Genomic DNA, 24937 nt, shown 5'->3' with positions numbered 1-24937 from the left:
CCACGAATTTGTCCACGCATTTTTTCAGAGATTGCTAGACCAGCAGCGTCATCCCCTGCTCTATTAATACGTAAACCTGAAGATAATTTCTCCATTGAACTTGATTGAGCATTCGTCGCGCTGTTCAATTGACGATAAGTGTTAAGCGCTGCAATATTATGGTTAATTCTCATTTCTTATTTCCTCCTTGAATGTTGTATCCCACGTCCTTGTGGAATTTGATATATTAACAAACAGTACGAAAGTCGGCCGCCTTTTGTACTTATTTGTTTTACATCCTATATATCGACATGTTTTGTAATTGTTTAATAGATTTTTAGTTTTTTCTACAAAATTCTTAAATAAAAATACCCGCTATCATTTATAGATCAACGGGTATTCTTAAAATTGATATTCAGCTGTTTTAACAAATCTATTGAGGTTTGGGAGGCTTGGTTGTTTTCATTTTGAATATCTAGGTAAACTTCTTTCCGGTGGATTTCAATATGTTTGGGTGCTTCTATTCCGATTTTAATTTGTTCTCCACTCACTGATAATATTGTAATTTCAATATCATCACCAATTTTTATTGATTCATTGATTTTTCTAGTTAATACAAGCATTCTCCCACCTCCTATTTAGCCGATACTTTTCTTTTTTCAAAAATTGAATGCTTTGTTTGATATGAAGTATTTGTTAATATAACTTGCTTAGCTAATTGTTTTTTTGAATTTATAATAACAGGAGCTTGCATGTTCGCTGTTGTTTTTTCGAATGGATCTTGAACGGTTAAAATCACATAAACCGTAACATCTTTTTCTGATTCAAGTTGTAGCTGTTCAACCACTTGATCGTCAATTGTAAAATCATATTCTTTTAAGAAAAGGAATGGGTTAGTAACAACGAAGGCTAGCTTTGCATTGTTAACAGATTGCATAATTGAAATACCTGTATCTTCACCAAAGGGTAAAAAGATAAATTTCTTTTCTACTAAAAATCCGGGTATTCCATTCGCAAACGTAATAATATCCTTTTCTTCTATATGTATCTCACCATGATATTTCGTTTCAATTTTCATTTCTTCACAACCTTTTTTAAATCTGTTGCTCGTAGTTTACACCGATATATTTTAAATTAGCAAAATCAACTTTCAATGATTGTTTTTGGTCCAAAGTTATATCTACTTTTCCAGGAGTGTATTCGTGAATTGGTTTGTTAATCCCAACATTTATATTTGGTTTTTTCACATTCACTTCAATGTCTACCTCGGCCGGAACATAATTAGTCTTAACACTAAAGTGAGAAGGTATCCATCCCACATTAAACTTGAGCTCTGGTCCTTCGCTATTTCTTTTGGCGATTTGTGCGATTGGATTTCCACTATTCTCTATTTTCATAAGTTCCTGGCCTTCTAGCGCTCGTCTTGCAATTCCTTCAAGGGAATCTTGGTAGCCCTTATCGGCGGCTTCAGCAATACGACGAGAAATATGCTTTAAATCCATATCTGCCCACGCTTCAGTTTGATCAATTGTCAGCTTTCCAGGTGTAGTTTGAATCGTCATCTCTGCTTTTGGTTGTTCTATTGATAAATCTGCTTTTGGTTGTTGAATTTCTTGAACTGGTTTTACAGTTCTCATCCCGATTTTTGCATTCTGAGATTCTAAGCGTATTTGAGCTAACTTCATAGTTTCACCTCTAATAAAAAAGCTATCTCATAACAAGATAGCTTAACGTAAAAAGTCCATTAGTGTTGGTTGCATAATTTTTGCGCCTACTCCAAGTGCTGCACGGTGTACTGCTTCCGCAGTGGTTAGATTAATAATAACCTTTTCCATTTCAGCATCTTCGTTTTCCGAGATAATCTTCGTCGCAATAACCTCTTGTGAACCCAGTCTGTTATCAATCAATTCAATGCGGTTATATCTCGCCCCAAGATCAGCACGAGTTGCAACAACATTCGATGTGTGGGAGTCTATAGTATCTAGATATTTTCCGACATCACCATTCGAGTTAAGATCTTGAATTAAATTGTCAAGTTCAGTAAAAATATCATTCGCATTATTCCCTTTAAAAAGTTCGGTCGGTTTCACATTGACATTCATCTGAACATTTTTAGATACTTCTAGAAAAACATCTTTATTATTAGCGGACACTATTGAATTGGTTGTTGGATCAACTGGGCCTTCACTCGTATTTGTTCCATTAAATAAATACTTATTCCCAACCTTTGTATTAGCAATTGTCGCAATATGTTCTTTTAATTGCTCAATCTCAATTGCAATATTCGCTTTTTCATCTGCACCATTCGTTCCAGTGCTCGCCTGCACTGTCAATTCCCTGACACGGTGAAGCGCCTGAGTCATTTTATCCATTGCATCATCCGATGACTCCATCCAAGTGTATGCTTCAGATAGGTTCCGCTGGTATTGCTCGATTTCCTTAAGGTCTGTACGATATCGCATCCCCTTAATCGCAACTACTGGGTCATCAGATGGCTTGGTAATTTTCTTCTGTGTGTTTAATTGTTCCTGATATTTACCCAGTCTCTCGTAGCTGCTACTTAAGTTTCTCAGCATGTTATTCGTTAACATCGATTGTGTTACGCGCATGTTTTTTTACACCTACCTTCCACCAGTGCCAAGGCCATTAATGATTCGATCAAGCATTTCGTCGAGTACTGTAATCATTCTGGCAGACCCGTTGTAGGCATGCTGGAATTTGATCATGTTCGTCATTTCTTCATCTAACGAAACCGCACTTACAGATTGACGGCGGTTTTCTACAGAATCCTTCAGTACTGTTGCATTATCCGCCATACGGATTGCTTCCTGAGAGTCTACTCCCATTGATCCGATAAGAGATTCATAGAAGGATTGAATACTACCTGCCTTTATTTCTGAACCTGGTATATTGCTAAAATCTATGTTCTTTACATTTGCTAGATTTGTAGCATTCAAACCATTCCCTGATTCCCCAGGGGCATTTGAAGCAGCGATATTACTTAAATTGTCTATGTTAGAAGAAACGCTTATTGCTGCTGCTGCGTTTTTATATCCATTGTTAAACGGTTCAAAGAAGTCGCCACCAGGATTACTTCCATCTATTGAAGTCTTCAATGTATACCCTTGACTATGCACAGCATTGAACTGTGTCACAAACGAATACGCCATTTTATCCAAGTCATCTAGCATTTTGTTATAAATGCCTTTTTCCTCGCCATTTTCCACATATCCGTATGCTTCAACTAAAGCCTTCATTTCTCCGCTACGAACAAAAGGTACAGTTTGTCCGTCTAATTGAAATCCAGTTACAGGACCCGTTGGTTGATCATTTACTCCGTCTCCATCTGAGTCCAGTGCAGGTACGACTGAAAGCTTTTTAAAATTACTTCCATCAATTAATTTGGTCTCTGTCCCGTTCTCACCAACAATTGAAATATCTAAAATTCCTTCCGCAACCGGTAAGGAGTCACCACCACTGCTTCTAGGTGGATGAACCTTAATTTCAACAAATTTCGAAAGCTCATCGATTAACCGATCGCGTTCGTCATATAAGTCGTTTGGCAAATAACCGACTGGCTCAATCTCTGAAATTTGCTTGTTTAATTTACTAATTTGGTCAGAAAGCGAGTTTACTGTTTTCACAGTTACACTGATTTGTTTGCCAAAGTCGTCTTTTATCGCAGTTAAAGAGTTTGATAGATAGTTAAACGTATTTGCTACCATTTCACCTCTTTGGCGCACTACCGAACGTGCACCTTGGTCCTCTGGGTTTGCCGCTAAATCCTGCAAGGACTGCCAGAATTGGTTCATCGTATTTGCAAGCCCCGTTTCCGTTGGTTCGTTCATGATCTCTTCCATCTTCTCCAATGCGCTTGCACGTGTTCCCCAGTAGCTCGTTTTTGTTTGCTCACCACGGAATTGTACGTCTAAAAAGCTTTCGCGCACACGTTGAATCGTACCAGCTTCAACACCAGTTCCAATCTGTCCAGGCATTTTTGGTGCATTTAGACCAGGAGATGGATATGGATTTGTCTGCGAAAAGTTGACGCGTTGTCTTGAGTAACCAGGTGTATTTGCATTCGCAATATTATGTCCAGTTGTATATAACGCACTTTGCTGGGTCATCATGCCGCGGCGTGCAGTTTCTAGTCCATGAAAGGTTGATACCATTTTTCCATCCTCCGATTAAGCTTTCGAATCAAACATCGAGCGTGTTTGCTTTTTCTCTCTTGTTCCCGCTGGGTTGACATAGGTAGCGGTTTGTTCCTGTGGCAGAAGCATGTCCAACGACATGTTCACGTACTGCAGTGACTGGTGTGTGAGCTGCTGATTTAACTCATTAACTGCTTTTAATTCTTTAATTACTATAAGCAGGTCCTCATGTAATTCCATTAACTCAGAACGTATTGGCTCAGTAGCTGCTTCAATACATTTCAATAATGTCTTCTCTTGCACACGTGGTCCAAGCAATTTATCGACAATGGCAATCCGTTCATTCTCCATTTGCCTGATTGCTAAAATGTATTTTAGTTCTTCTTTCATTTGTTCGTTGAGGGCATCTATGTCGCCTTTTTTCAGGATTTCTGTTTTTCGCTCAGAAAGCTTAAGTAGGTTTTGATGTAAAATAAGAATTTTTTTGAGTGTTGAGACTAAGGTTTCAGCTGACATAATGACCCTCCTTTTTCACATTACTTTTTAAAATAAAAATCGTATACGCTTTTCGCAATGTCCTCTGCGTTTACTTTATATGTACCGCTTTGAACTTGTTGCTTAAGGGCTTCAACCTTTTGTTGACGTTCAACGGTTATAGGTGATGTTTCCTGCAACTGTTTTGCAGCCGAAGAGATTTCAACTTTATCCGTTTGAGTTGACTTTTCGGTAGCAGCAACCTTGTTCATTTGCTTTTTATATGGATTCATTCCGACTGGTCCGAACTGGTTAATTTTCATGGTAAAACCTCGCTTTCTATCCGAACTTTATTCCTTTTTTATTATATCGGCAGCGACATGAAAAAGTTTAGATTATTTATCAACATAATACGTTCTTTTTTCACGAATTCGCAGTTCTCGTATTCGTTCCTGTTCTTTTTCGAAAGTCGATAATTCACTACGAAGTTCCTTTGTACAGTCGTCGCATAAATTACCTTCCCTAATTATGGTGCGACATTTATGACATGGATATCCAAGGTTTGGGAATTGCGCCAGACGCAAACGGCCGCTTTTAATAAATTTAATGATTAATTCCTCATCAACACCCGTTCCCTCTGAGGTCTCAAAGATGGTTGCTGTCCGATTTTCCTTTTTACGAATAAACGTATAAACCGTTTCGAACGCGATTTGCTCTTCTTTATAGCATTTTTCACATACATCACGTAGATTAGTTTTTACAAAAAGACCGCCACAATTTGGGCAATTCATTAGTTCCGCCATATTGATTCTCTCCTCGACCACCTTTTTTCTATCTATTATATCGGTGATTTTAGAAGAGTTTATAGTGACAGTTTTTTGAAATGTATTAACCTAAACAAGAATAGTATGTTGGGATTTTCTTTAGGTGGGTTTCTTTGTAGATTCATGTTAGGGGTTTTTGACGTGGATGTTTTACAAAGTATATTTCTACATTTCCAGATCTAAGCCGATAAAATACTCTATATGGATCAGATTTTCCTACTGATAATAAGACAATTCTAAGTTCAACAGGAAGTCCATCTATAAACACTATTTTGCCAGGGATACACAAGGAAAAATCCTGTTCATTAAAGTAACTGTTAATAATTTTTTGAAGTAACTTTCCTATCTTAGGTAAATCCATTGTTAATCGCCAATTTTCTAATTCAATCAATGATTGTACTGCTGAATTCCTCCAATGAACTTCCATCAATTTCCCTCCAATAATCTAGTAACGTCCTTATTAGATAATATTGGATTTTCTTCATTTAAAGCTTTTAGTAATTGTTTTTTTTCTTCAGCATCAGTTACATGATAAACGTTAGAATCTGTGACTTCTTCTACTTCAAACAACATAAATTTTCGTTTCCCTACTTCCAAGTAATAATCCCCTGAGGTTATAGCATTTTTTAATTCTTGATCTTCAATTTTAAGTGGCTTCATTAAAATCACTCCTTTAATTTATTATATTACTATTCTTACCCCCTCATCAACGTCAACGACGAAACCGATTTCGCCCCAGCCTTTAGTAACTCCTTCCCCGCATGCCTTAGCGTCGATCCCGTTGTATAAATATCATCCACTAACAAAATTTCCTTATCCTGAACCTCTCCAGTCACTCGGAATACATTTTCACCAGAAATCCGCTCTGAACGGCCCTTTTTCGATTGTTTCTCAAAGTGAGTCCTCGCCAGCACTTCATGTAACTGCACATCCAACAATGCTGCTAGCGCCTTTGCTTGGTTAAATCCACGTTCATACAAACGCTCGTCACTTAATGGAATCGAAACAACAAGATAGGAAGAATTAAAATGAGTTTTGAAAGCTTTTTTGAGAGGGGTTTTAAATATAGAAGAAATCACAAAATCACCGCGGAATTTATAGAGGGAGATAACGTCTTTTGCAAAGTCATTATAGAGGTAAATCGAACGGTTCTTTGAGAGGATACCTTGCCAGTGTAAATCTTTTTCCCACCGAACGCAGTCATAGCAGAGGTTTCCTTCACGATACTCATCAGCCACACCCGAAAAAGGTCGACCACAACTTTCGCAAAGTTCACCTTCTATTTTTTCAAATTTTTCACTGCAAGAAGAACAAAGTGGATCAGGTTCTACTAAAGAAAACAGGGTCGCCCATGAATCCACTTCTTCAAAATATTGATGACAAAGAATACAAGTAGACATCGGTTAGCTCCTTTGAAAATTAGCGCATTGAGGATTTTTTGCTACAATTTTCACGGCTTCTGCAATTTTCACATAGATATTCGCCATCATTTGTTTATTAAAATATTGAGCCCGAACATACGCCATACCACTATCTTTCGAAACATAACGCGGTGGTATATTATTAAGCGTGAGGGCAAACACATCATTTTTACATTGTTCACATTTACAAGGCAGGTTAAATTCAGACCAGTTATCATTGATTGCTTCAGCTACTAATGGCTCCATTGCATTAAAAACCTTCATATGAACCTCTCCATTCTATCTATCATTTTCATTATCACATAATACACATAAATTGGAAATAATTTTGGTCTCCTTACTAATTTGACAGAACCTTATATTATTCCTTTTAAACGAATGAAAAATAATCCTTTGGCACTATCCAAAAACCCCTATGCCAGAATTTGTCCAGCTTAGGGGTCACAAGGTCAATTTACCATTTTTCCATAAAAAATAAAGCGGTGTGGCGCGTCTCCAATGTATCCGAATGGATAACAGGTTGTCACAACAAGCTCCTCGTTTGGCGCCGTTGATTTAATAATGGTCCGGTCATCCGCATCCACGATTTTTGTGTCAACAATTTCATAGGTAAAGTCACCATAGGGCATTTTCACAACAAATGTGTCACCGATTGCAAGTTCATCAAAGCGTCTAAAAGTTGTATCACGGTGTCCTGAGAGAACGATTTGATCGTTTTGCGTCGGTAGCGCAGTGCCAAGATAATGCCCCACACCCTTTGCAAGCTCATCCTCATCCGTTCCTTCGATGATTGGCATTTTCTCGCCAAGCTTTGGAACTTCTAAAACTCCCATTGTATCGCCTTTTTCAAAGGTTGGAATCACAATTTCCTTCTCTGCTTCTTCCTCTACAGGAGGAGCTGAAATGAGTTCCTCTGCCTGAACCAACGCTTCTTTTTGTGCCTGATTTGAATCCCAAATTTGAAAAATCGAGTAGCCTGTCAATGAAACCCCACCGATGATTAACAAAAGCGCAAACGTATAAACAACCTTTTTCACTGGAAATCACCACCATTTTCGTTCTTTGTCCGTTATCTTTAATCATAATCAAAATGGGCTACAAAATCAATCTATGAAGCCGTTTTGGAGGGCCTCTTTGTTCATTTTTTCAATATGTTGTTTCGCCTTTAACATTTCTCTTGTTTTACCGAAATGAAAAAATAAAATCTCACCGGTCGGAAATTGAGCGCTGCGGCCAACCCGTCCTGAAATTTGGACCAAGGCGCTCTCCGTAAAAATTCGATCCTCCGCGCCCAAAACAGCCACATCAATATTCGGAACGGTTACTCCTCTTTCTAAAATGGTCGTTGTGACTAGAATTGGGATTTCTCCAGTGCGGAAGCGTGCTACCTTATCTTTGCGCTCGGGGTCCTCGGCATGGACGCCTTGTATTCGTGGGTCGAGGTTTTGTGAAATTTGAACAATGCTTTCTAGATACGTAATTCGGGGGACAAACAGGAAGGCTTGTTTTCCTATATCAAGATGTACCTTAATCCAATCCATCACATTCCCTGGTAGCCTCTTCTTTTTTAGTCTCTTTTCCCAGTTTCCACACCATACATATTCAGGCACAGGCAATGGATGACGATGATACCTAGCCGGAATCGTAACAGCTTTTCTTTTCCCAGCTGAAATTTCATTTTTCCATGTTTTGTTCGGAGTTGCGGTGAGGTAGATGGTCGAGGCGATATCCTTTTTCGCTTGGTTAACGGCGTATTGAAGCATTGGTTCCACGGAATACGGGAAGGCGTCCACTTCATCGACGATGACCAAGTCGAAGGCTTTGTAAAAGCGAAGCAATTGGTGGGTTGTAGAGAGTGTGATGGGGGCTGTCTTGTCGCGGTCCTCGCTTCCTCCATATAAGGCAATTACATCAACCTGTGGAAATGCGGCTTTTATTCGAGGGGCCAGTTCGATGACGACATCGGTTCGCGGTGTAGCGATACAAACCTTTTTATCCGCTTGAAGTGCTGTTTCAATTCCTTCAAACAGAATTTCCGTTTTTCCCGCTCCACATACAGCCCAAATCAGGAGTTGATCATTGGACTGAACCGCTTGAATAAGTTCATTGGATGCTTTTTGCTGTCCAGCTGAGAGTGTTCCTTTCCATACAAGTGGCTTATCGGGGATTTTTTCTGTCGGACTTGGTCCCGCCCAACTTACCATAACCGTACACTCACTCATTCGCCCCATATTAATGCATTTCCGACAATACGTGCATTCCTGCTGACATCTTGCACAACCAAACGACGCAATAAGCTTTTGATCTGAATTGCCACAGCGGACACATGAATACCCTTCTTTCGTTTTCTTGATACATTTTCGATAGTGAACAAAACCATTCAAATAATGTTGATGTACGTCTTCAAGGGAAAATGGTATTTCTTCGAGTAGGAGTTGCTTGCCGTAGAGTAGTTCTTGGAGTTCTGGAGAGTAGTCATAAGAAGGATTTTGTGGTTGAGGGCATCCAGATTCATGGTCCGAAATTCGTTTCGCTCCTGGCTTGTTCGATAATGGTTCGGGGATTAATATTTTGTTTTCTAGTAAAAATCTCATGGGTAACCTCCATTCACTGCTAATGTCGTTTATATATGCCATTGGTTAGTATCTTTGCGACTTTGTGCGATGTATTCTACAGCATATAGAAAATTCTCCACAAAAATAGATGTCAAAACTAAAAATATAGCTAACGTCACAATTTTATGTTTAATAATCCAATCATTGGGGGAGATTAATATAATGAAAGGTAGGGATTGAAATGATGAAATGGATTATAAAGCATGGGTTGTTGCTTTGCATCGGTTCGATTCTACTCATAGGGGCAATGGCAGTATTATTCCAAGAGAAAATTCAAATTACGTCCTCAACATGGACAGTTCTGTTGTTAGTCTATTTCGTTGTGCTAAGTTTATATAGTAGCTATGAGTATAAAAAGGTTCCCGTCGAGGAAAATAAAGAAAAAGCCCCACAAAATGAACAATTACTTAAAAATTAGGAGCACATCCTAATTTCTTTTTTTGTCGCAAACAGCGCCGCATCCAAGTACGGCGCCAAAATCTTTATTTCTGATACCACCCCAACCCAATCGCTCCTTCACCTAGATGGGTTCCAATCACAGGGCCAAAATAACTTAGCAAAAACTCAACATGCGGGTATTTCTTTTCAAGCTCAGCCTTTAGTTGCTTGGCTTCTTCCTCGATGTTTGCGTGAATCAGTGCAGCTCGCATTGGCACGCCTTTACTTGCATCTTCATCAAACAATTCGAACACGCGATTTAATGCTTTTTTACGTGTGCGAATTTTTTCAAAAGGTACTATTACTTTATCCTCGAAGTTAAGGATTGGTTTCACCTGAAGCAAGCTTCCAACAAAAGCAGCTGCCCCGCTCAAACGACCACCCCGTTGAAGATTCGTAAGATCATCTACCATAAAGTAAGCCCTCATGGTTAGTTTCATTTCTTCGAGTCGAGCTACTATTTCTTCAGCAGACTTACCTTCGTTCGCCATTTCCGCAGCCTCTAGCGCATAAAAGCCCTGTACAATACAGCTGATTTCAGAATCAAATGAGTAAACCTTTACTCCCTCTACCATTTCACCCGCTGTCACGGAACCTTGGTAAGTTCCGCTAATTCCACTTGAGAGATGAATGCTGATGACAGCATCATTTTCTTTTCCAAGCTTTTCAAAAAGCTCTACGAATTCACCAATTGGTGGCTGTGAAGTTGTTGGCAATTCCTTACGAGCCTTCAGTTCTTCATAAAACGCCTCCGCTGTAATGTCGACTTCCTCGCGGTAGCTTTCATCATCAAATACGACACTTAGCGGAATCATATGTATATTAAGTTTCTCACGGAGTTCCAGTGGTATGTAAGCTGTACTATCAGTTACAATCGCCGTTTTCATATATTTTACCTTCCTGTCTGATTTTCATTATAGTTTCCATTTTAAATGATATTGACGGGGATGTCACTTGTTATAATATGTATATGTTAGACAGGCTATGATAAGAAGTTACAATAGATGTTTTTACGTATTTATCCCCTAACAATAAACAAAAAAGCCAAGCCCATCACAAGAGCTTAGCTTTCCAACCTATTCTATTATTTAACCTCAACCCAGCCATTTTTAATCGCAACTACAACAGCCTGGGTACGGTCGTTTACGTTCATTTTTTGCAGGATGTTACTTACGTGGTTTTTAACCGTTTTTTCACTGATATATAAGTCGTCACCAATACCGCGGTTGCTACGTCCATCCGTTAATAGCTGGAGAACCTCGCATTCTCTTCTCGTTAATAGATGCAATGGGCGGCGAACCTCCATTGTTGCATGTGAATGCGATGAAACGGATTGGCCACTTGCAACAGCAAGTCGACGGAATTCTTTTACTAAATTATGTGTTACTCTTGGATGCAAGTAAGATCCACCCTCTGCTACGACTTTAACCGCTTCGACTAGAGAATCCGCATCCATTTCTTTTAATAAATAACCAGTTGCTCCAGTTTTTAGGGCATGCGTCACATAGCTTTCATCATCGTGGATGGATAAAATAATGACCTTCGTATCAGGGTAAGTTTCAATCAATTGTTTCGTTGCTTCAATCCCGTTCAAGTTAGGCATGTTGATATCCATGATGACAACATCAGGCTTATGCTGCTCAATGAGTGCTAACGCCTGTTCCCCATCGTCACCCTCTGCTACGACTTGAAAGGTTGGTTCAAAATCTAGTATTCGTTTTACACCTTCGCGAAATAATTGGTGATCATCAATAATAACTATGCTTGTTTTCATAAATAACGCCTCCCCCTTTCATTTTACAAATGAGGCAATTTCGGTCAATACTCCTAAAGCAGTATTAACAGACCAAATTAGTAAGATTAATCTTATTTTTCCTATATAAATAAGCAGCATATAGTAGTTGGACCATTTCTTGTAACGTATCATGAATTACCGAAATTTTCTCACGGTTGAAAAGGGAAAATCAAACTTCAATCGGTACCTGTATCATTACAATTGTACCAGCACCAACACTTGAATCAATGGTAAGATTTCCATCCAGTAAATCTACTCGTTCTCTCATCCCAATTAAGCCAAACGAGTCCTTCTTCTTTTCTCGGATATCAAAGCCTTTTCCATTGTCTTTTACGATAACCGTTACATGATTTCTACTTATTTCAAGCTTCACGACGATTTCACGTGCCTCCGCATGCTTTAGTGCATTTTGGACAGCTTCTTGAACCATACGGAATAGAGCTACCTCAAATTTTGATGGAATTCTCTGCTCAGATCCAATAAATGTAAATGAAATTGTAGTGTCGCCATTATATTCTTCGATTGTGGACAGGTACTTTTTGAGGGTCGGAACTAATCCAAGATCATCCAATGCCATCGGACGTAAGTCATAAATGATACGACGAACCTCATATAGCGCAGACCGGACCATTTTACGTAAATCATGTATTTCCTTCACACCTTGCTCCGGACTTTCTCGATACACCTTATCAATGATTTGTGAACGCAGCATGACATTTGCAAGCATCTGGGCCGGTCCATCATGAATCTCACGAGAAAGCTTACGACGTTCTTCTTCCTGCGCCTCAATAATCTTAAGTCCGAAAGCCTGCTTTTGCTGAGCATCTTCTAAAATTTCGCCAACCAATTTAAAGTCACTATTTAAATAATTAAGCACAACAGAAATCTGTCCAACAAGATGGTCTGCGCGTTCAATTGTTTCATTTAAACCAACCAATCGTCTTTCAAGCTCATCGCGACGATCACGCAGCTGCTTTTCTTCCTGCCTTACTACAGTCAACTGCATTTGCAGGTCATGCGCCTTCTCATATGCATTACGGATTTCCTCTTCCGAATACTTATTGAAATGACTGCTTACCTCAGAAAGGCGCTTTCTAGCAAAACGTGTATGGACTTCAAGCTTATCTACTTCATCAATAATCGTTCCTACACGTTCCTTTATTTCCTTTAACTCGTCGGTTAAACTGATAAATTCTTGGCGTGATTGCTCGCCAATCCGAAAAATCTCTTCTTTACTATGATCAACGGTATGCACCATTTTTTCCAAAATTGAATCAAGAACTTTAATATCAAGCCCTTTGGTGGCCATCTCCCCACCTCCATCTAAATTATATACCGATTTGTTTTTTACAGCGTTTCATAACAGTTACATTTGTATTACATTCAGCCTATGCCAAAAACAAACCATTGATGTAAAAATTATGTCGTTTTATAATAGAAGAATGGGCAAAAAATTACAGAAAAACTAGATAAGTGCCGAATTCTGTCGCACTACTTTTACCAAGCCTATTTTTCGCAAACATTGCCCAGGATAGGAGGTATTTCATAATGCTTCATTCCTATTATACAGTAAAAGGGTATGGCGAGCATGAAATAAATATTCAAAAATCACGCTTTATTGCTTATATTGACCGTGCTACAACTGAAGAAGAAGCGCAGGAATTTATCCAAAAAATTAAAAAACAGAACTGGAACGCAACCCATAATTGTTCTGCTTATCTCATAGGAGAAAACGATCAAATTCAAAAAGCAAACGATGATGGTGAACCAAGTGGAACTGCGGGCGTGCCAATCTTAGAAGTCCTTAAGAAAAAACACTTAAAAGATACAGTTGTTGTCATAACTAGGTATTTTGGAGGAATAAAATTAGGAGCAGGGGGACTTATTCGCGCATACGGAAAATCAACCTCAGAAGGCCTCCAAGCAACCGGAATCGTCGAGCGTAAGCTAATGAGAGTCATGCATACAAAAATCGACTACACCTGGCTAGGCAAGGTAGAAAATGAATTGCGCTCATCCATTTACCAAATTAAAGAAATCAAGTATATTGATGCAGTCGAAATCGAAACCTATGTAGAAGAGAGCCAGACTCCCCAATTCACTGAATGGATGACAGAGCTTACGAATGGACAAGCGGTTATTTCTGCGGGGATTGTGGAGTATTTAGAGGAAAAAATATAAAAAATATACTTGAGGAGAAGGGCGAATGAGCAAAAAAATGAACCGACATGATACAAAGAGGAAAAGACGCAAAAAAAGAGTCTTAAAGATTATTTTAATCCCCTTATTATTACTAATTGTTGCAGCTGGAATATATGGCGGATACCTTGTAAATAAAGCTAAACATGTAGCAGATGAATCAAAAACGGAGCTTAATAGAGGAGTTAAATCAGAAAAACGTATTGAACCAGTTGATCCAAAACACGATAATATCTCAATATTATTTATAGGTGTTGATGATAGCGAAAAGCGTAGTCAAGGTGAAGCGACTAGAACAGATGCATTGATATTGGCTACATTAAATGAAGAACAAAAATCAATAGAAATGGTAAGTATCCCACGCGATTCATTTGTCTATGATCCATTAAGAAAGAAAAAGGATAAAATCAATCATGCACATGTATACAACGGTATTGATGGCACCATAGCTACAGTAGAAGAATTATTTGATATTCCAGTGGATTATTTTGTAAAAATGAATTTTGAAGCATTTATTGATGTTGTAGAAGCACTTGACGGGATTGAAGTTGATGTGCCGGTTTCATTTACAGAACAAGATAGTAAGGATCGACCAGATGCTATTACACTAAGAAAGGGACTTCAAGAGCTAAATGGAGAAGAGGCACTTGCCTTAGCAAGAACGAGAAAAATCGATAGTGATATTGAACGTGGTAAAAGGCAACAAATAGTTGTTAAGGCTATAATTGATAAAGCTATATCTGTTGGATCAATTACCAAATACGGTAACGTTATTGAAGCACTTGGTGACAATATTTCAACCAACCTTTCTTTTGGAGAGATGCTTTCGCTATATGACTATGCTACATCAGGCCAAACACTTCAAATGCAAACACATGTACTTGAAGGTGCAGATGATTGGACAGATCAAGGATATTATTATCAAGTAGATCAAACTAAGCTCGAAGACCTTTCGCAAACTCTTAAGAACCACTTAGAAATTACTGTTACCGGACAACGGAATGATTTTTAAATTAGATAAGTAAAGGGGCAGTCGTTTAGAGTGCCCCTTTTCATGCAATTTTATATAAAAAACTAATGAAGCTGCACCTCTATGGTGCAGCTTCATTAGTTTCATTTCATTCGTTGTTGTACTTTTGTACCTCTAAACATGTTGAGTAGTGGACGATATTCCTTACCAATTAAACCAATTTTTTCAACAAAGAGTTCAATTGCAAGTAGTAGTACGATGACGACTACAAGAGAACCCCATACAGTTGCTTGTGAAAAGATAACAGCGGAAAATCCAAAAATAGCGCTGATTCCGTAAATTATTAGGACCGTCTTTCTATGACTATATCCAAGTCGTAATAAACAATGATGTAAATGTGATTTATCTGGAGCTGAGATTGGTTGTTTGTTCACCAATCGTCGGATAATCGCAAAAAACGTATCAGAAATTGGGACTCCTAAAATAATAATTGGTACGATGAAAGAAATCAAAGTGACATTTTTAAATCCCAACAACGATAATACCGCAATCATATAACCTAAGAAAAGAGCACCTGTATCTCCCATGAAAATTTTTGCAGGGTGAAAATTATAAATTAAAAATCCAAGGGTACTAAAGAGCAAAAGTAATCCAATACTTAATACAAATCCATCCCCCATAATAATTGCCATTCCAGAAATGGTAATAAGTGCTATTGAGGAAACTCCAGCAGCTAGCCCATCTAAACCATCAATTAAATTAATTGCATTTGTTATCCCCACTATCCAAATAATTGTTAATGGAATTGTAAGGAATCCTAGCTGGACTTCTCCAAGGCCAAAAGGAAGGTTGACCATCTCTACATCTACCCCATTAAATATTACAACAAATGCAGCAATCAGTTGACCAGCCAATTTCAATTTAGGTGATAGTTCAAACAAATCATCTAAAAGTCCAGTAATAATAATTATTGTCGCACCAATTAGTATTGGCCATTTATATGGACTTTCGGGTTGCAAAATTAAGTATCCCAAAAGGAAACTTAAGAATATCGCCAAACCACCAAGTCGTGGCATTACTTTTTGATGAACTTTTCTTTGATTAGGTTGATCTGTTGCACCAATTTTAATAGCAAACCTTATTACGATAGGGGTTATGAGGATAGAAACCATAAGACATATCAACAACGTAATGTATAACATATAAAGATCCTCCTCATCCTTACTTTATCCATTTAAGGATGTTTTTAATGTTTTTTTTATATAAAAGTTCACGCATTTTTTGTCGTTTTTCGTTTTTGCAAACCTAAATAGGATTATAGCACACTACAATATGAGAAGGGAACATGAATTTTTGATTGAATAATAGATTCCAAGGTTTAGACGTAATATTCACTCCGTTTGTTACATTTATTTCAAAAAAAATAGCCCTTACCAAAATTAGGCCTGTTAGCTAGACTTTATTGGTAAAAGGCTTTGTAAAGAATCCTTCGAAACAAAAAAATTTGAGAATATTTCAGCTTTATTTACTTTGTGTCTTTTTGTGAACACTTTATACATTTATGATAGAAACAATTTCAATTAAAGTATTTGTCTATATTCTTCATAGATACTATCACTAAAGTTCTCAAGTGAATATAAATTTGAGGCTTTTTTATTGAGATTTTCCCCTAATACCTTTAGCTCACCTTTATTTTTTAATTTAATGTATTCCTTTAGAGCGTTAATTAATGATTCTGCATCATCAACTGGAATAACTTTTCCAAGAGAAGAATCCGATATTAGATCCTTTACCCCACCTACATCGGTAGAAATAACCGGGATTTTTGCACGTGCAGCTTCTAAAATAACAAGAGGAAAGCTTTCGCTAAAAGAGGTTAGAATTTTCACATCTGATACCGCTAAAAGGCCATGTATATTCTCTTGATGTCCTAAAAATAGCACATTTTTTTTTATTTCAAAGTAATTGGCCAGATTTTCTAATTCTTTTTTCATAGGTCCATCACCTACTAATAAAAGTTTAATAAACGGATATTCCTTCTTAATATTTTCTATGGCCTTGAAGGCAATTGCGTGACCTTTAACGGGATGTAAACGAGCAATCATAATAACAACAAAGTCGTTATCATCTAACCTTAGCTCTCTCCTCGAAATAGCGGATACAGTTGGCACTGTAAAATCAATTCCATTATATATAGTTGTTATTTTTTCAGCCTCCACTCCAAAGGATATCAGCATTTGTTTAAAACGATTTGAAATGGCGAAAAAGTGATCAAATCTTTTAAAAGAAAGAAAATGTAATCTAGTAAAAAGAGAACCTTTTACACCACTATTTAAAAAATCATCTCTAGGGTCACTGTGTATGGTAGTTACCCATTTGCACTTGGTAAAATCTTTTAAAATAAACGCATATAAATTAGCTCTTGGTCCATGTGTATGAACGATATCAATATCATTACGTTTAATATAATCAATAAGATTTTTAAAGAACGAAAGATCGAATCTAGATTTCTGCAGAAAGAATTCTACATCTATCCCTAACTCTTGGGCTCTTCTTGACATTTCTCCTTTTTCAAAAACACCCAAGGTAAACTCATCACGGTTAAACTGATTTAGTAATGATAATATGTGCACCATACCACCTCCAGTTTCCGCTCCTGCATTTAAATGAAGCACCTTCATTTAACGTGCCTCCTTCTCAATATTTTCTTAAGTTTAACTTTTGTTGAAAGACCTTAATAACAAATAGAGGTAATACAAGCATTCGTTTCCATCTCCAAGGTTGTTGTATTAATCTATATAGCCACTCTATATTTAACCTCTGCCAAAGCTCAGGCGCTCTTTTTACAGTTCCAGCTAAGACATCAAAGCTTCCCCCAACTCCAATAAATATTCCCTTTCTGAAGGCACCGATATTTTCGGATATCCAACGTTCTTGTCTTGGCACCCCAAGCGCTACTAAAATAATATCAGGTGAAGATTCCATTATTTGCTCTTTAATATCATTATTTTCCCAATCAAAGAAACCATTATGATAACCCGCAATTTTTATATTAGGGAATTTTTCCTGAATATTGATGACCGTCTTTTCTAACACACCTTCTTGAGATCCTAACAAAAAAACTTTTAATTTCTTTTCATTCCCAATCTTAAGTAACTCAATCATTAATTCATAACCCGGAATACGTTCAGGTAGTGGCCTTTTTAGCATGGCTGCCGCTTTAACTACACCAATTCCATCAGCTATTACATAATTAGCCTGTTTAAGAATGAATTTATAATGTTTATCACTTAAAGTGTGCATTACAATCTCTGGATTTGCAGTAACAATAAATGTTTTCTTATTATGTATAATTCTTTCTTGTAAAGAATTCACTAGCTCTCTCGCAGATATATTAGTAAAGTCAACCCCAAGTATATTAATATGCTTGTCCATTATTACACCTCATCTTACATTTATCCTCCTATATTACACTTCGGTAATATAACATTAATCTATCTAAGCTTCAATCATGCAGGAACTGTCCAAGTTAGAAAAATAAGGCCTTTTCTCAAATCTTATGAAAAGGCCGTTTTTTTTTACTGCTTATATCATTTGATTAATATTTCCTTAGTGTTTGATTGAGCTATTAGTTTCTCATTATCATCAAAAAGTTTTAGGACTAATTGATGTTTAACAGATTTATGATATACATCTTTTGAAACAGTAATTTTAATATTTTTATTATTTTTAAACGTTATTTGCTGCTCTTGATCACTTAAAAAGGCTTTAGCGTTGGACACAAAATTAGAACCCTTAACATCTAATAATACCTCATTTTGATTATTCTCAGTAACAGATATGGAATTAATTTGCATTTTCCCTGTACCTAAGATAAAGTCATCAACGGGATTAATATCTTTATCTTTATATAAGTATTGCTTCCCCTTTAAAATGTCGTATTGTAGCAACTGATATTCAAAAAAGTCTTCTTCATTTATCCCAACTTCTTCGAAATACTCTTTTTTCGGAATAATAGTATGACCTTCGTTATACAATACACGATTCATTTGAAAGATTGGAGACATATCCTGTTTTGCTTTTGAAAGTATAAATGACCCTATAAAGTTTGGAGTCATCATCAAATTTTCCTTTGGTAAAGGATCCTCAAAATTATTCCATACCAACAATGGGGTCTCGTACATTTTTCGGTATTCATTATAAGTATCTATTTCACCTTCAATGTAACCAGTCTCTTTATACAAGGACATATTTTCTCCAAGAAACGGTAAATGATCTCCATAGATAACAACTATAGTAGGCTCATTTAGCCTTTCTACACCCTTAATAAGTAATCTAATGTTCTCATCCAGTTCTCTCATGACCTTTGAATAGTTATTTATTATAAATTTAGACTCATCTGTCATATTGCTTGATGTGAGATCTGGAGAATCTTGGAATTCACTTATCATATGTGTATATGGGCCATGTGATGCTACAGTGACTATATTAAGAAAATCAGGTCCCTTAGACTCTTTTAATTCTTGAAGTGCTTTTTCCATTAATAATTGATCGTTAATATACCAACCAATATAATCTGGATTATCAAAAAACTCTTCACTCACAAATTTTTCAAACCCTAGCAATTTGTATACTTCACTTCGACCATAATACCAATGCTTATAATTATGCAATGCTGTAGTATGATAGCCTTGATTTTTTAATACATGTGCTATTGAATCAATTGGTTTTGTTATTTGATTATAATAAACCTCTTCAGCAACAAATCGTGTAGATATTCCAGTAAGTACTTCTAATTCGATATTAAATGTCCCCCCGCCATAGGTATGAGATAACATACTACCAGACGAGTAATTTTCCGTTAATGAATGAAAAAAAGGTAATGGATCCTCATGAAATGTAATATTTTCCAAGATGGTTGGATCCCACATAGATTCTGCCAATACTACGATTATGTTTGGTTTGAACTCTTGGTCCACTTTTTCTTTTGATGTTTTTTCATCTAAGTAATTCTCAACTCTTTGAATTTTTTCTTCATTATAATTATTTGGTATATCAGTTTTTGCTTTCTCAATTAGAGTAAAATAACCTCCAATAAATCCGAATAACTTATACCCATCAACCATTTCGAACTCAGTATTAAAGCTTTTAGCGGTAAATAAATTTGGATTAAAAATTATTCCTATAAAACATAAAAGTGAGATTATTGATAAGGTTAGTTTGATTTTAAATGTATAAAATGCTTTAGACCGTATTAATATATAACTAAAAATCCCCATAAAAGCTATGATAGTTACTAAAATAACCATATCCTTATTGGTAAAGATTCCCTCTATATATTTTGAAATATCTGCACTTTCGTCTAATAGAGCTAAATCAAAAGGTGTAAAGTATTCCCCTCTTAACAGGTATTTGGTGTGGCTTCCCAAGGCAACGATAAACCAAAATAATAATAAAACAAATGAAAGAATGATAAAAATAATATTCGGAAATATCACCATAATTCCTGCCAAAGAAAATAAAAACAGGAAAGTAATAAAAAAGGATGTTGTACTTTCATTAATCCATGTAAAGAATTCAAGAAAAGAACCTCTATGGATTGTTTCTATTATTAAGATGCTAAATAAAGCATATGATGAAAGTAGTGCTACAAGTATAAAAAATCCTCGATTTGAGGGTTTGCTAATCAGCTTAAGTTGCTTATTCTTCCTCATTAAACGCCTTCACCCTTCCTATAAACTTATTACAGACTTTCATTTCGTTTTCATTAAAATAATTACGGATTAGCTATAGTCTTAAATATTTACAAGCCAATTATTCCATAATTGGCTTGTAAATACAAAAGAATAATGATTAAACAATCCTTATAAAAAATAAGGGTGCCTCATAAACTTAATCTTAAAGGCACCCTTTTAGTTCAATTAAATTAACGATATTTCGGTATATCAAATATTAAAGTATAAGTATCAATATATTCGTAAAGATTACTTATACTAGAAACTTGTTTATATGCCCAACCTATATCTGTAGCATATTGATAAGTTCCAGGAGCTGCTGGATTCCATTTCATTTTATATAATGTGTCTTTTCCATTATTGATATATTTATTTGCAATGAATTCAGCACCACCAATTATAGCTGCTTCAGGAGTAAACCAACCTTGTTGATACGCATATTCGGAGCCTAATCTGTCTGCATCAACATCTTTAGCACCTACACCATACATATTGTAGACCGTTCGTGGTGTAACAGGTTTACCATCAACAGAGCTAACTACTATTCCATTGGCAAGTTTGGATGACCCATGCCCTGACTCTAGAATAGCATGTGAAATAAGATATAATTCGTTAATACCATATTTTGCTCCAGCTTCTACAAAGGCTTTTCCGTGACCGGATAAAATACCCTTGTTTGCTAAAATCTTTTGATTAACTTCGTTTATACTAATACCAGCACTTTCAGATAGAACTAAAAATTGATAATAATATTTTGAATCTCTGTTAAAACTTTCTGGATTTAGGTAATATAAAACATCTTCACGAATTGCATTAACCCACTGTCGATTATATTTTATTTCATACCACCAATATCCGTCTTGAGTATTGTAGGCTTTAGAAAGTATTGTTACACTTTCTCCATTATTTAATTGGCCTATATCATCATACGAAATACTAGGGCCAACTCTAACCCTCCATCCTGGGTTCTGGACAATTCCAACAGTAGGATTATTTACGTCATTAACTATAAATGCATCGGAACGCACATATGCTTTATATTTTTTATCAGTTTGCGGTGGCGGATTAGCGGCCATTTGTTTTTCAAAAGCTTCCGCTAAAGATAAAGCATAATTTGTATATCTATAAATTGGTCCTTCATGGACAGCAGGCTTATAGACATAGCCAATTCTACCGCTCACATCAATCTTAATCCAATCAGGTCCCAAATATCCTACAACTGGGTAAGTAGTTCCGGCATTAATTGTAGCAAAAGGTATAAGTGCTCCAGATGTATTGTCGTTTACAACTAGATTCTCAAGTGCTTTGAAATTACGCTCGGTGTTTTGGAAAGTTGTATTTTCATTCTTTATTTCCCAACTAAATGCAGGTTCTGTCGCATCTTCCCATACATAGCCGTAACCTCTGCCAAACTTAATCTGATGCCAATCACCATAATCACTTACACGTGGGTAAACCTGTCCTTTCATTAAATTTCCTACATGAACAAGCTTACCTGTACTATTATCATAGATTGGAAGATTTTCAATTGACGCTTTAAAATAACGATCTGTTGATTCAAAAGTCATTTTAGTTGCTGACTTATACACATAACCGATTCTGCCACCAACATCAACTTTAATCCATTCGGACCCTAAATAACCTAAAATCGGGTATGAGGAACCTGAATTAATTACAGCAAACGGAACAAGCGCTCCAGATGTATTATCATTCACAACAAGGTTTTCAATTGCTGTAAATGATCTACCATTACTTTGTAGATTACTTGTATTTTCATTTCTTATTTCCGTCCCTACAGCTGGAGATGTCGCGTCCTTCCAGATAAAACCATACCCATTACCATATTTGACCTTATGCCAATCCCCATAATCACTTACACGCGGAAATACCTGTCCTTTTATTAAGTACCCCTTATGAACAAGTCTTCCTGTGCTATTATCGTAAACTGAGAGATTATCTACATCTACTTTAAAATAACGGTCAGTGTTCTCAAAAGAAAACTTAGTTGCAGGCTTATAAACGTATCCGATCCTGCCACCAACATCTACCTTAATCCAATCGGGACCTAAATAACCTAGTACAGGATATGTGGTTCCCTTATTGATTACCGCAAACGGAACAAGTGCGCCTGATGTATTATCATTTACTACTAAATTCTCAAGTGCTGTAAATGTACGACCATTATTTTGTAGATTGCTACTGTTTTCATTTTTAATTTCAGTACCTATTGCTGGAGAAGTTGCGTCTTTCCAAACAAAGCCATAAGTATTACCGTATTTAATCCTATGCCAATCTCCATAATCACTCACACGTGGAAATACTTGTCCTTTTATTAAGTACCCTATATGAACAAGTTTTCCTGTGCTATTATCATAGACTGAGAGATTATCTACATCCGCTTTAAAATATCGGTCCGAGCTCTCAAAAGACATCTTAGTTGCCGACTTATACACATAACCAATCCGACCAGAAACATCAACCTTTATCCAGTCTGGACCTAGATAGCCTATTATAGGATAAGTAGTTCCTTTATTGATTACCGCAAATGGAATTAGAGCACCCGATGTATTATCATTTACTACTAAGTTCTCAAGTGCTGTAAATGTACGACCATTACCTTGTAGATTGCTACTGTTTTCGTTTCGGATTTCAGGTCCATCAACTGGGATAGTTGCACTTTTCAAAACATACCCGTAACCATTACCATATTTGATCTTGTGCCAATCCCCATAATCACTTACACGTGGATATACTTGACCTTTAATCAAATATCCTGCATGTACGAGTTTTCCAGTACTATTATCGTAGACCGAAAGGTTATCAGCATTAGCTTTAAAATAACGATCGTTAAGCGTAAATGCTCTTGGTTTTGGTTCATTTTCACTAACACCTACAACTTCAACCACTTCAGTTTCTTCTGATTGTAGTTCATTCGAGTTTTGTTTTTCTTCTTCAGCTTGTAATTGTTCAGAAGTAGGTGTTTGTTCTGTCTTTATGACTTCTGCATTTTTGTCGGCTAAATTTCCCGTATCTAAATTAGGATTAGTTATTTCTTCAGAACTATTATCTGTAGAATTTTGATCTGGTGTTTGGTTAGATGGTTCAATTACCGACTCACTAACTGTTTCTTCGGTGAAAGTCACATCATCCTTAGGTTCAATTATTCCTAATCGGCTCCCAATCAACACCTTATATTTCCCATCATTTTGCCCTATTACAGGATACTTTACTTTTGGTTCTAACTGAAAGATTGGTAACTTCGTCTTAGGGTTTAAAACTTCTAATCCATTTTCAGCAACGATAGTGCCTATAGAGTTACTTTCCCCTTCCAAAACCATCTCTGAATCAGATACTTCTACCGAATCAAGAATCCGAGTATTTTCCTTGTTAATGTAAGCAATATCACTCTTCCACTGAATTGTTACTTTGTCACTGTCAATAGCGGAATAACTTACAATAACACCCTTTACTATGGTCCCAACTTTTTGGCCATCCTCAGTAAATATTGGAGTATCAACAATAGCCTCTATCAAACTATTATTTTCGGAGGTTATTACTTTATCCTCGGCAAAAACTGGAGAGGCGACAAGCATTAAGATAATTGATAAAACGGATATTATTCTATTTTTTCCTTTCAATTAGACAATTTCCCCCTTTTTTCAACACTAAATTTATTATACAGGGTTAATTCTAGTTATTTCAATGGTTAAATTCAAGGTTGTTTTTGGTTATAAACCCAATTTAAATACATAGACGTCAAGAGATTCTCTGCAACGATAATTTTTAAACGCATTAGAAGTTGCCATTCAATAATGTAATTTTGATATTAATTATATTTCCATACACATAATTAATAGATATTAGGGATATTGAGGGAACTAAATCTACCAATCTGTTTCCAGCGATTTATATTTATCTAAGATTTTTAATATTTTTTTAAACTTCTAAAACATATATATAACCCCACGAAAAATCGAGACTTTGATTATAAGTTAAAAAAGGTACCATTCTCTAATTATAGAAAATAGCACCTTTTAATTTCCTTGGTTTGACTTGTTAATAACCTCCACATAATTGAGGACTTATTACTTGTTTATTCTAAGGTTTGATTAATAAAGTATCAATTTTACTGCTATTCAATTATTAAATGTTCTTCTGGAATCCATGAGCTCTGGCCAATATCTACCCAACCATTTTTCCGAGCATAAACAAGATAAGGAATAGGTTCAGTGATACGTCCTTTATAGGTGCCATTTGGTGCATCATAATAGTTTACACCGTATCCTTTTGGGTATTTCGAGGTTGCAGTATACCTTTTAAAGTCCATACTTTC

General features: G+C 36.4%; 26 protein-coding genes. 3 read left to right on the top strand and 23 right to left on the bottom strand.

Annotated features, from left to right (window positions below):
* The 15 genes from CKJ95_RS24075 to CKJ95_RS18255 form a co-directional block, all read right to left on the bottom strand.
* The coding region (locus tag CKJ95_RS24075) for a flagellin N-terminal helical domain-containing protein (protein ID WP_445079850.1) at window positions 1-173 on the bottom strand (173 nt) is incomplete at its 3' end.
* Window positions 174-368: 195 nt separating this feature from the next.
* The gene (gene csrA, locus CKJ95_RS18320) at window positions 369-602 is read right to left on the bottom strand and encodes a carbon storage regulator CsrA (RefSeq protein WP_099354877.1); all 234 of its coding nucleotides are present in this window, start codon (window positions 600-602) and stop codon (window positions 369-371) included.
* 11 nt (window positions 603-613) lie between these two features.
* Complete coding sequence (gene fliW, locus CKJ95_RS18315; protein ID WP_099354876.1) at window positions 614-1057, bottom strand: flagellar assembly protein FliW; 444 nt, start codon at window positions 1055-1057, stop codon at window positions 614-616.
* 16 nt (window positions 1058-1073) lie between these two features.
* A complete protein-coding gene (locus CKJ95_RS18310) occupies window positions 1074-1664 on the bottom strand; it encodes a DUF6470 family protein (RefSeq protein ID WP_099354875.1) in 591 nt (196 codons plus the stop codon).
* 42 nt (window positions 1665-1706) lie between these two features.
* Window positions 1707-2588, bottom strand: coding sequence for a flagellar hook-associated protein FlgL (flgL, locus tag CKJ95_RS18305; RefSeq protein ID WP_099354874.1), 882 nt, complete (start codon window positions 2586-2588; stop codon window positions 1707-1709).
* Window positions 2589-2600: 12 nt separating this feature from the next.
* Window positions 2601-4151 carry a flagellar hook-associated protein FlgK gene (flgK, locus tag CKJ95_RS18300; RefSeq protein WP_099354873.1) on the bottom strand — a complete coding sequence of 517 codons (1551 nt, stop codon included), beginning with the start codon at window positions 4149-4151 and terminating at the stop codon, window positions 2601-2603.
* Between the two features lie 15 nt (window positions 4152-4166).
* On the bottom strand, window positions 4167-4649 hold the full coding sequence (locus tag CKJ95_RS18295; protein ID WP_099354872.1) for a flagellar protein FlgN: 483 nt from the start codon (window positions 4647-4649) through the stop codon (window positions 4167-4169).
* Between the two features lie 20 nt (window positions 4650-4669).
* Window positions 4670-4930, bottom strand: coding sequence for a flagellar biosynthesis anti-sigma factor FlgM (gene flgM / locus CKJ95_RS18290; RefSeq protein WP_099354871.1), 261 nt, complete (start codon window positions 4928-4930; stop codon window positions 4670-4672).
* Window positions 4931-5002: 72 nt separating this feature from the next.
* Window positions 5003-5410 (bottom strand): TIGR03826 family flagellar region protein, encoded by a 408-nt coding sequence (locus tag CKJ95_RS18285; RefSeq protein ID WP_099354870.1) that lies wholly within the window; start codon window positions 5408-5410, stop codon window positions 5003-5005.
* Window positions 5411-5552: 142 nt separating this feature from the next.
* Window positions 5553-5858, bottom strand: coding sequence for a hypothetical protein (locus CKJ95_RS18280; protein WP_099354869.1), 306 nt, complete (start codon window positions 5856-5858; stop codon window positions 5553-5555).
* Window positions 5858-6091 (bottom strand): hypothetical protein, encoded by a 234-nt coding sequence (locus tag CKJ95_RS18275; protein WP_099354868.1) that lies wholly within the window; start codon window positions 6089-6091, stop codon window positions 5858-5860. Before CKJ95_RS18275 ends, CKJ95_RS18280 begins: the two co-directional genes overlap by 1 nt.
* 35 nt (window positions 6092-6126) lie before the next feature.
* Window positions 6127-6831, bottom strand: coding sequence for a ComF family protein (locus CKJ95_RS18270; RefSeq protein WP_099354867.1), 705 nt, complete (start codon window positions 6829-6831; stop codon window positions 6127-6129).
* Window positions 6832-6834: 3 nt separating this feature from the next.
* Entirely contained in the window at window positions 6835-7116 is a 282-nt protein-coding gene (locus CKJ95_RS18265) for a late competence development ComFB family protein (protein WP_099354866.1), read from the bottom strand.
* 185 nt (window positions 7117-7301) lie between these two features.
* Complete coding sequence (locus CKJ95_RS18260) at window positions 7302-7889, bottom strand: class D sortase (RefSeq protein ID WP_099354865.1); 588 nt, start codon at window positions 7887-7889, stop codon at window positions 7302-7304.
* Window positions 7890-7955: 66 nt separating this feature from the next.
* Window positions 7956-9446 carry a DEAD/DEAH box helicase gene (locus tag CKJ95_RS18255; protein ID WP_099354864.1) on the bottom strand — a complete coding sequence of 497 codons (1491 nt, stop codon included), beginning with the start codon at window positions 9444-9446 and terminating at the stop codon, window positions 7956-7958.
* 202 nt (window positions 9447-9648) lie between these two features.
* Here CKJ95_RS18255 and CKJ95_RS18250 point away from each other — a divergent pair, with 202 nt between their 5' ends.
* Window positions 9649-9885 carry a hypothetical protein gene (locus CKJ95_RS18250; protein WP_099354863.1) on the top strand — a complete coding sequence of 79 codons (237 nt, stop codon included), beginning with the start codon at window positions 9649-9651 and terminating at the stop codon, window positions 9883-9885.
* Between the two features lie 64 nt (window positions 9886-9949).
* Here the strand turns inward: CKJ95_RS18250 and CKJ95_RS18245 are convergent, their stop codons facing one another.
* From CKJ95_RS18245 to CKJ95_RS18235, 3 genes are all read right to left on the bottom strand, one after another.
* The gene (locus CKJ95_RS18245; protein WP_099354862.1) at window positions 9950-10792 is read right to left on the bottom strand and encodes a DegV family protein; all 843 of its coding nucleotides are present in this window, start codon (window positions 10790-10792) and stop codon (window positions 9950-9952) included.
* A 197-nt stretch (window positions 10793-10989) separates the two neighbouring features.
* Window positions 10990-11679: a response regulator gene (locus tag CKJ95_RS18240; RefSeq protein WP_099354861.1), complete on the bottom strand. Its 690-nt coding sequence runs from the start codon at window positions 11677-11679 to the stop codon at window positions 10990-10992.
* Window positions 11680-11869: 190 nt separating this feature from the next.
* The gene (locus CKJ95_RS18235; protein WP_099354860.1) at window positions 11870-13009 is read right to left on the bottom strand and encodes a sensor histidine kinase; all 1140 of its coding nucleotides are present in this window, start codon (window positions 13007-13009) and stop codon (window positions 11870-11872) included.
* A gap of 239 nt (window positions 13010-13248) precedes the next feature.
* On the opposite strand from CKJ95_RS18235, the gene CKJ95_RS18230 reads away from it, so the two are divergent.
* Together CKJ95_RS18230 and CKJ95_RS18225 are read left to right on the top strand one after the other, a co-directional pair.
* Window positions 13249-13881, top strand: coding sequence for a YigZ family protein (locus tag CKJ95_RS18230; protein WP_099354859.1), 633 nt, complete (start codon window positions 13249-13251; stop codon window positions 13879-13881).
* 25 nt (window positions 13882-13906) lie between these two features.
* Complete coding sequence (locus CKJ95_RS18225) at window positions 13907-14911, top strand: LCP family protein (protein WP_099354858.1); 1005 nt, start codon at window positions 13907-13909, stop codon at window positions 14909-14911.
* A 101-nt stretch (window positions 14912-15012) separates the two neighbouring features.
* On the opposite strand, the gene CKJ95_RS18220 is transcribed toward CKJ95_RS18225, so the two are convergent.
* The 5 genes from CKJ95_RS18220 to CKJ95_RS18200 all read right to left on the bottom strand — a co-directional run bounded on the left by CKJ95_RS18220 (window position 15013) and on the right by CKJ95_RS18200 (window position 24242).
* On the bottom strand, window positions 15013-16071 hold the full coding sequence (locus CKJ95_RS18220) for a glycosyltransferase family 4 protein (RefSeq protein ID WP_099354857.1): 1059 nt from the start codon (window positions 16069-16071) through the stop codon (window positions 15013-15015).
* 378 nt (window positions 16072-16449) lie between these two features.
* The gene (locus CKJ95_RS18215) at window positions 16450-17550 is read right to left on the bottom strand and encodes a glycosyltransferase family 4 protein (RefSeq protein WP_099354856.1); all 1101 of its coding nucleotides are present in this window, start codon (window positions 17548-17550) and stop codon (window positions 16450-16452) included.
* Window positions 17551-17566: 16 nt separating this feature from the next.
* Entirely contained in the window at window positions 17567-18304 is a 738-nt protein-coding gene (locus CKJ95_RS18210; RefSeq protein ID WP_099354855.1) for a WecB/TagA/CpsF family glycosyltransferase, read from the bottom strand.
* 155 nt (window positions 18305-18459) lie between these two features.
* Window positions 18460-20583, bottom strand: a complete 2124-nt coding sequence (locus tag CKJ95_RS18205; RefSeq protein WP_099354854.1) for an LTA synthase family protein — start codon at window positions 20581-20583, stop codon at window positions 18460-18462.
* Window positions 20584-20795: 212 nt separating this feature from the next.
* Complete coding sequence (locus tag CKJ95_RS18200) at window positions 20796-24242, bottom strand: SH3 domain-containing protein (RefSeq protein WP_099354853.1); 3447 nt, start codon at window positions 24240-24242, stop codon at window positions 20796-20798.
* Between the last annotated feature and the right edge of the window lie 695 nt (window positions 24243-24937).

The organism is Fredinandcohnia onubensis, assembly GCF_002734285.1.
In the GTDB taxonomy this organism is placed as follows: Bacteria; Bacillota; Bacilli; order Bacillales; family Bacillaceae_L; genus Ferdinandcohnia; species Ferdinandcohnia onubensis_A.
This window is presented reverse-complemented; position numbering and strand designations above follow the sequence as displayed.

Excerpts from the sequence above, each read along its gene's own strand:
- flgK (WP_099354873.1), bottom strand. The coding sequence starts at position 4,151 with ATGGTATCAACCTTTCATGGACTAGAAACTGCACGCCGCGGCATGATG.
- CKJ95_RS18225 (WP_099354858.1), top strand. The coding sequence starts at position 13,907 with ATGAGCAAAAAAATGAACCGACATGATACAAAGAGGAAAAGACGCAAA.
- CKJ95_RS18205 (WP_099354854.1), bottom strand. The coding sequence starts at position 20,583 with ATGAGGAAGAATAAGCAACTTAAGCTGATTAGCAAACCCTCAAATCGA.
- flgL (WP_099354874.1), bottom strand. The coding sequence starts at position 2,588 with ATGCGCGTAACACAATCGATGTTAACGAATAACATGCTGAGAAACTTA.
- CKJ95_RS18255 (WP_099354864.1), bottom strand. The coding sequence starts at position 9,446 with ATGAGATTTTTACTAGAAAACAAAATATTAATCCCCGAACCATTATCG.
- CKJ95_RS18240 (WP_099354861.1), bottom strand. The coding sequence starts at position 11,679 with ATGAAAACAAGCATAGTTATTATTGATGATCACCAATTATTTCGCGAA.
- CKJ95_RS18275 (WP_099354868.1), bottom strand. The coding sequence starts at position 6,091 with ATGAAGCCACTTAAAATTGAAGATCAAGAATTAAAAAATGCTATAACC.
- CKJ95_RS18295 (WP_099354872.1), bottom strand. The coding sequence starts at position 4,649 with ATGTCAGCTGAAACCTTAGTCTCAACACTCAAAAAAATTCTTATTTTA.
- CKJ95_RS18265 (WP_099354866.1), bottom strand. The coding sequence starts at position 7,116 with ATGAAGGTTTTTAATGCAATGGAGCCATTAGTAGCTGAAGCAATCAAT.
- CKJ95_RS18235 (WP_099354860.1), bottom strand. The coding sequence starts at position 13,009 with ATGGCCACCAAAGGGCTTGATATTAAAGTTCTTGATTCAATTTTGGAA.
- CKJ95_RS18230 (WP_099354859.1), top strand. The coding sequence starts at position 13,249 with ATGCTTCATTCCTATTATACAGTAAAAGGGTATGGCGAGCATGAAATA.
- CKJ95_RS18250 (WP_099354863.1), top strand. The coding sequence starts at position 9,649 with ATGATGAAATGGATTATAAAGCATGGGTTGTTGCTTTGCATCGGTTCG.
- CKJ95_RS18280 (WP_099354869.1), bottom strand. The coding sequence starts at position 5,858 with ATGGAAGTTCATTGGAGGAATTCAGCAGTACAATCATTGATTGAATTA.
- CKJ95_RS18285 (WP_099354870.1), bottom strand. The coding sequence starts at position 5,410 with ATGGCGGAACTAATGAATTGCCCAAATTGTGGCGGTCTTTTTGTAAAA.
- CKJ95_RS18310 (WP_099354875.1), bottom strand. The coding sequence starts at position 1,664 with ATGAAGTTAGCTCAAATACGCTTAGAATCTCAGAATGCAAAAATCGGG.
- CKJ95_RS18270 (WP_099354867.1), bottom strand. The coding sequence starts at position 6,831 with ATGTCTACTTGTATTCTTTGTCATCAATATTTTGAAGAAGTGGATTCA.
- CKJ95_RS18215 (WP_099354856.1), bottom strand. The coding sequence starts at position 17,550 with ATGAAGGTGCTTCATTTAAATGCAGGAGCGGAAACTGGAGGTGGTATG.
- CKJ95_RS18210 (WP_099354855.1), bottom strand. The coding sequence starts at position 18,304 with ATGGACAAGCATATTAATATACTTGGGGTTGACTTTACTAATATATCT.
- flgM (WP_099354871.1), bottom strand. The coding sequence starts at position 4,930 with ATGAAAATTAACCAGTTCGGACCAGTCGGAATGAATCCATATAAAAAG.
- CKJ95_RS18245 (WP_099354862.1), bottom strand. The coding sequence starts at position 10,792 with ATGAAAACGGCGATTGTAACTGATAGTACAGCTTACATACCACTGGAA.
- csrA (WP_099354877.1), bottom strand. The coding sequence starts at position 602 with ATGCTTGTATTAACTAGAAAAATCAATGAATCAATAAAAATTGGTGAT.
- fliW (WP_099354876.1), bottom strand. The coding sequence starts at position 1,057 with ATGAAAATTGAAACGAAATATCATGGTGAGATACATATAGAAGAAAAG.
- CKJ95_RS18220 (WP_099354857.1), bottom strand. The coding sequence starts at position 16,071 with ATGTTATACATTACGTTGTTGATATGTCTTATGGTTTCTATCCTCATA.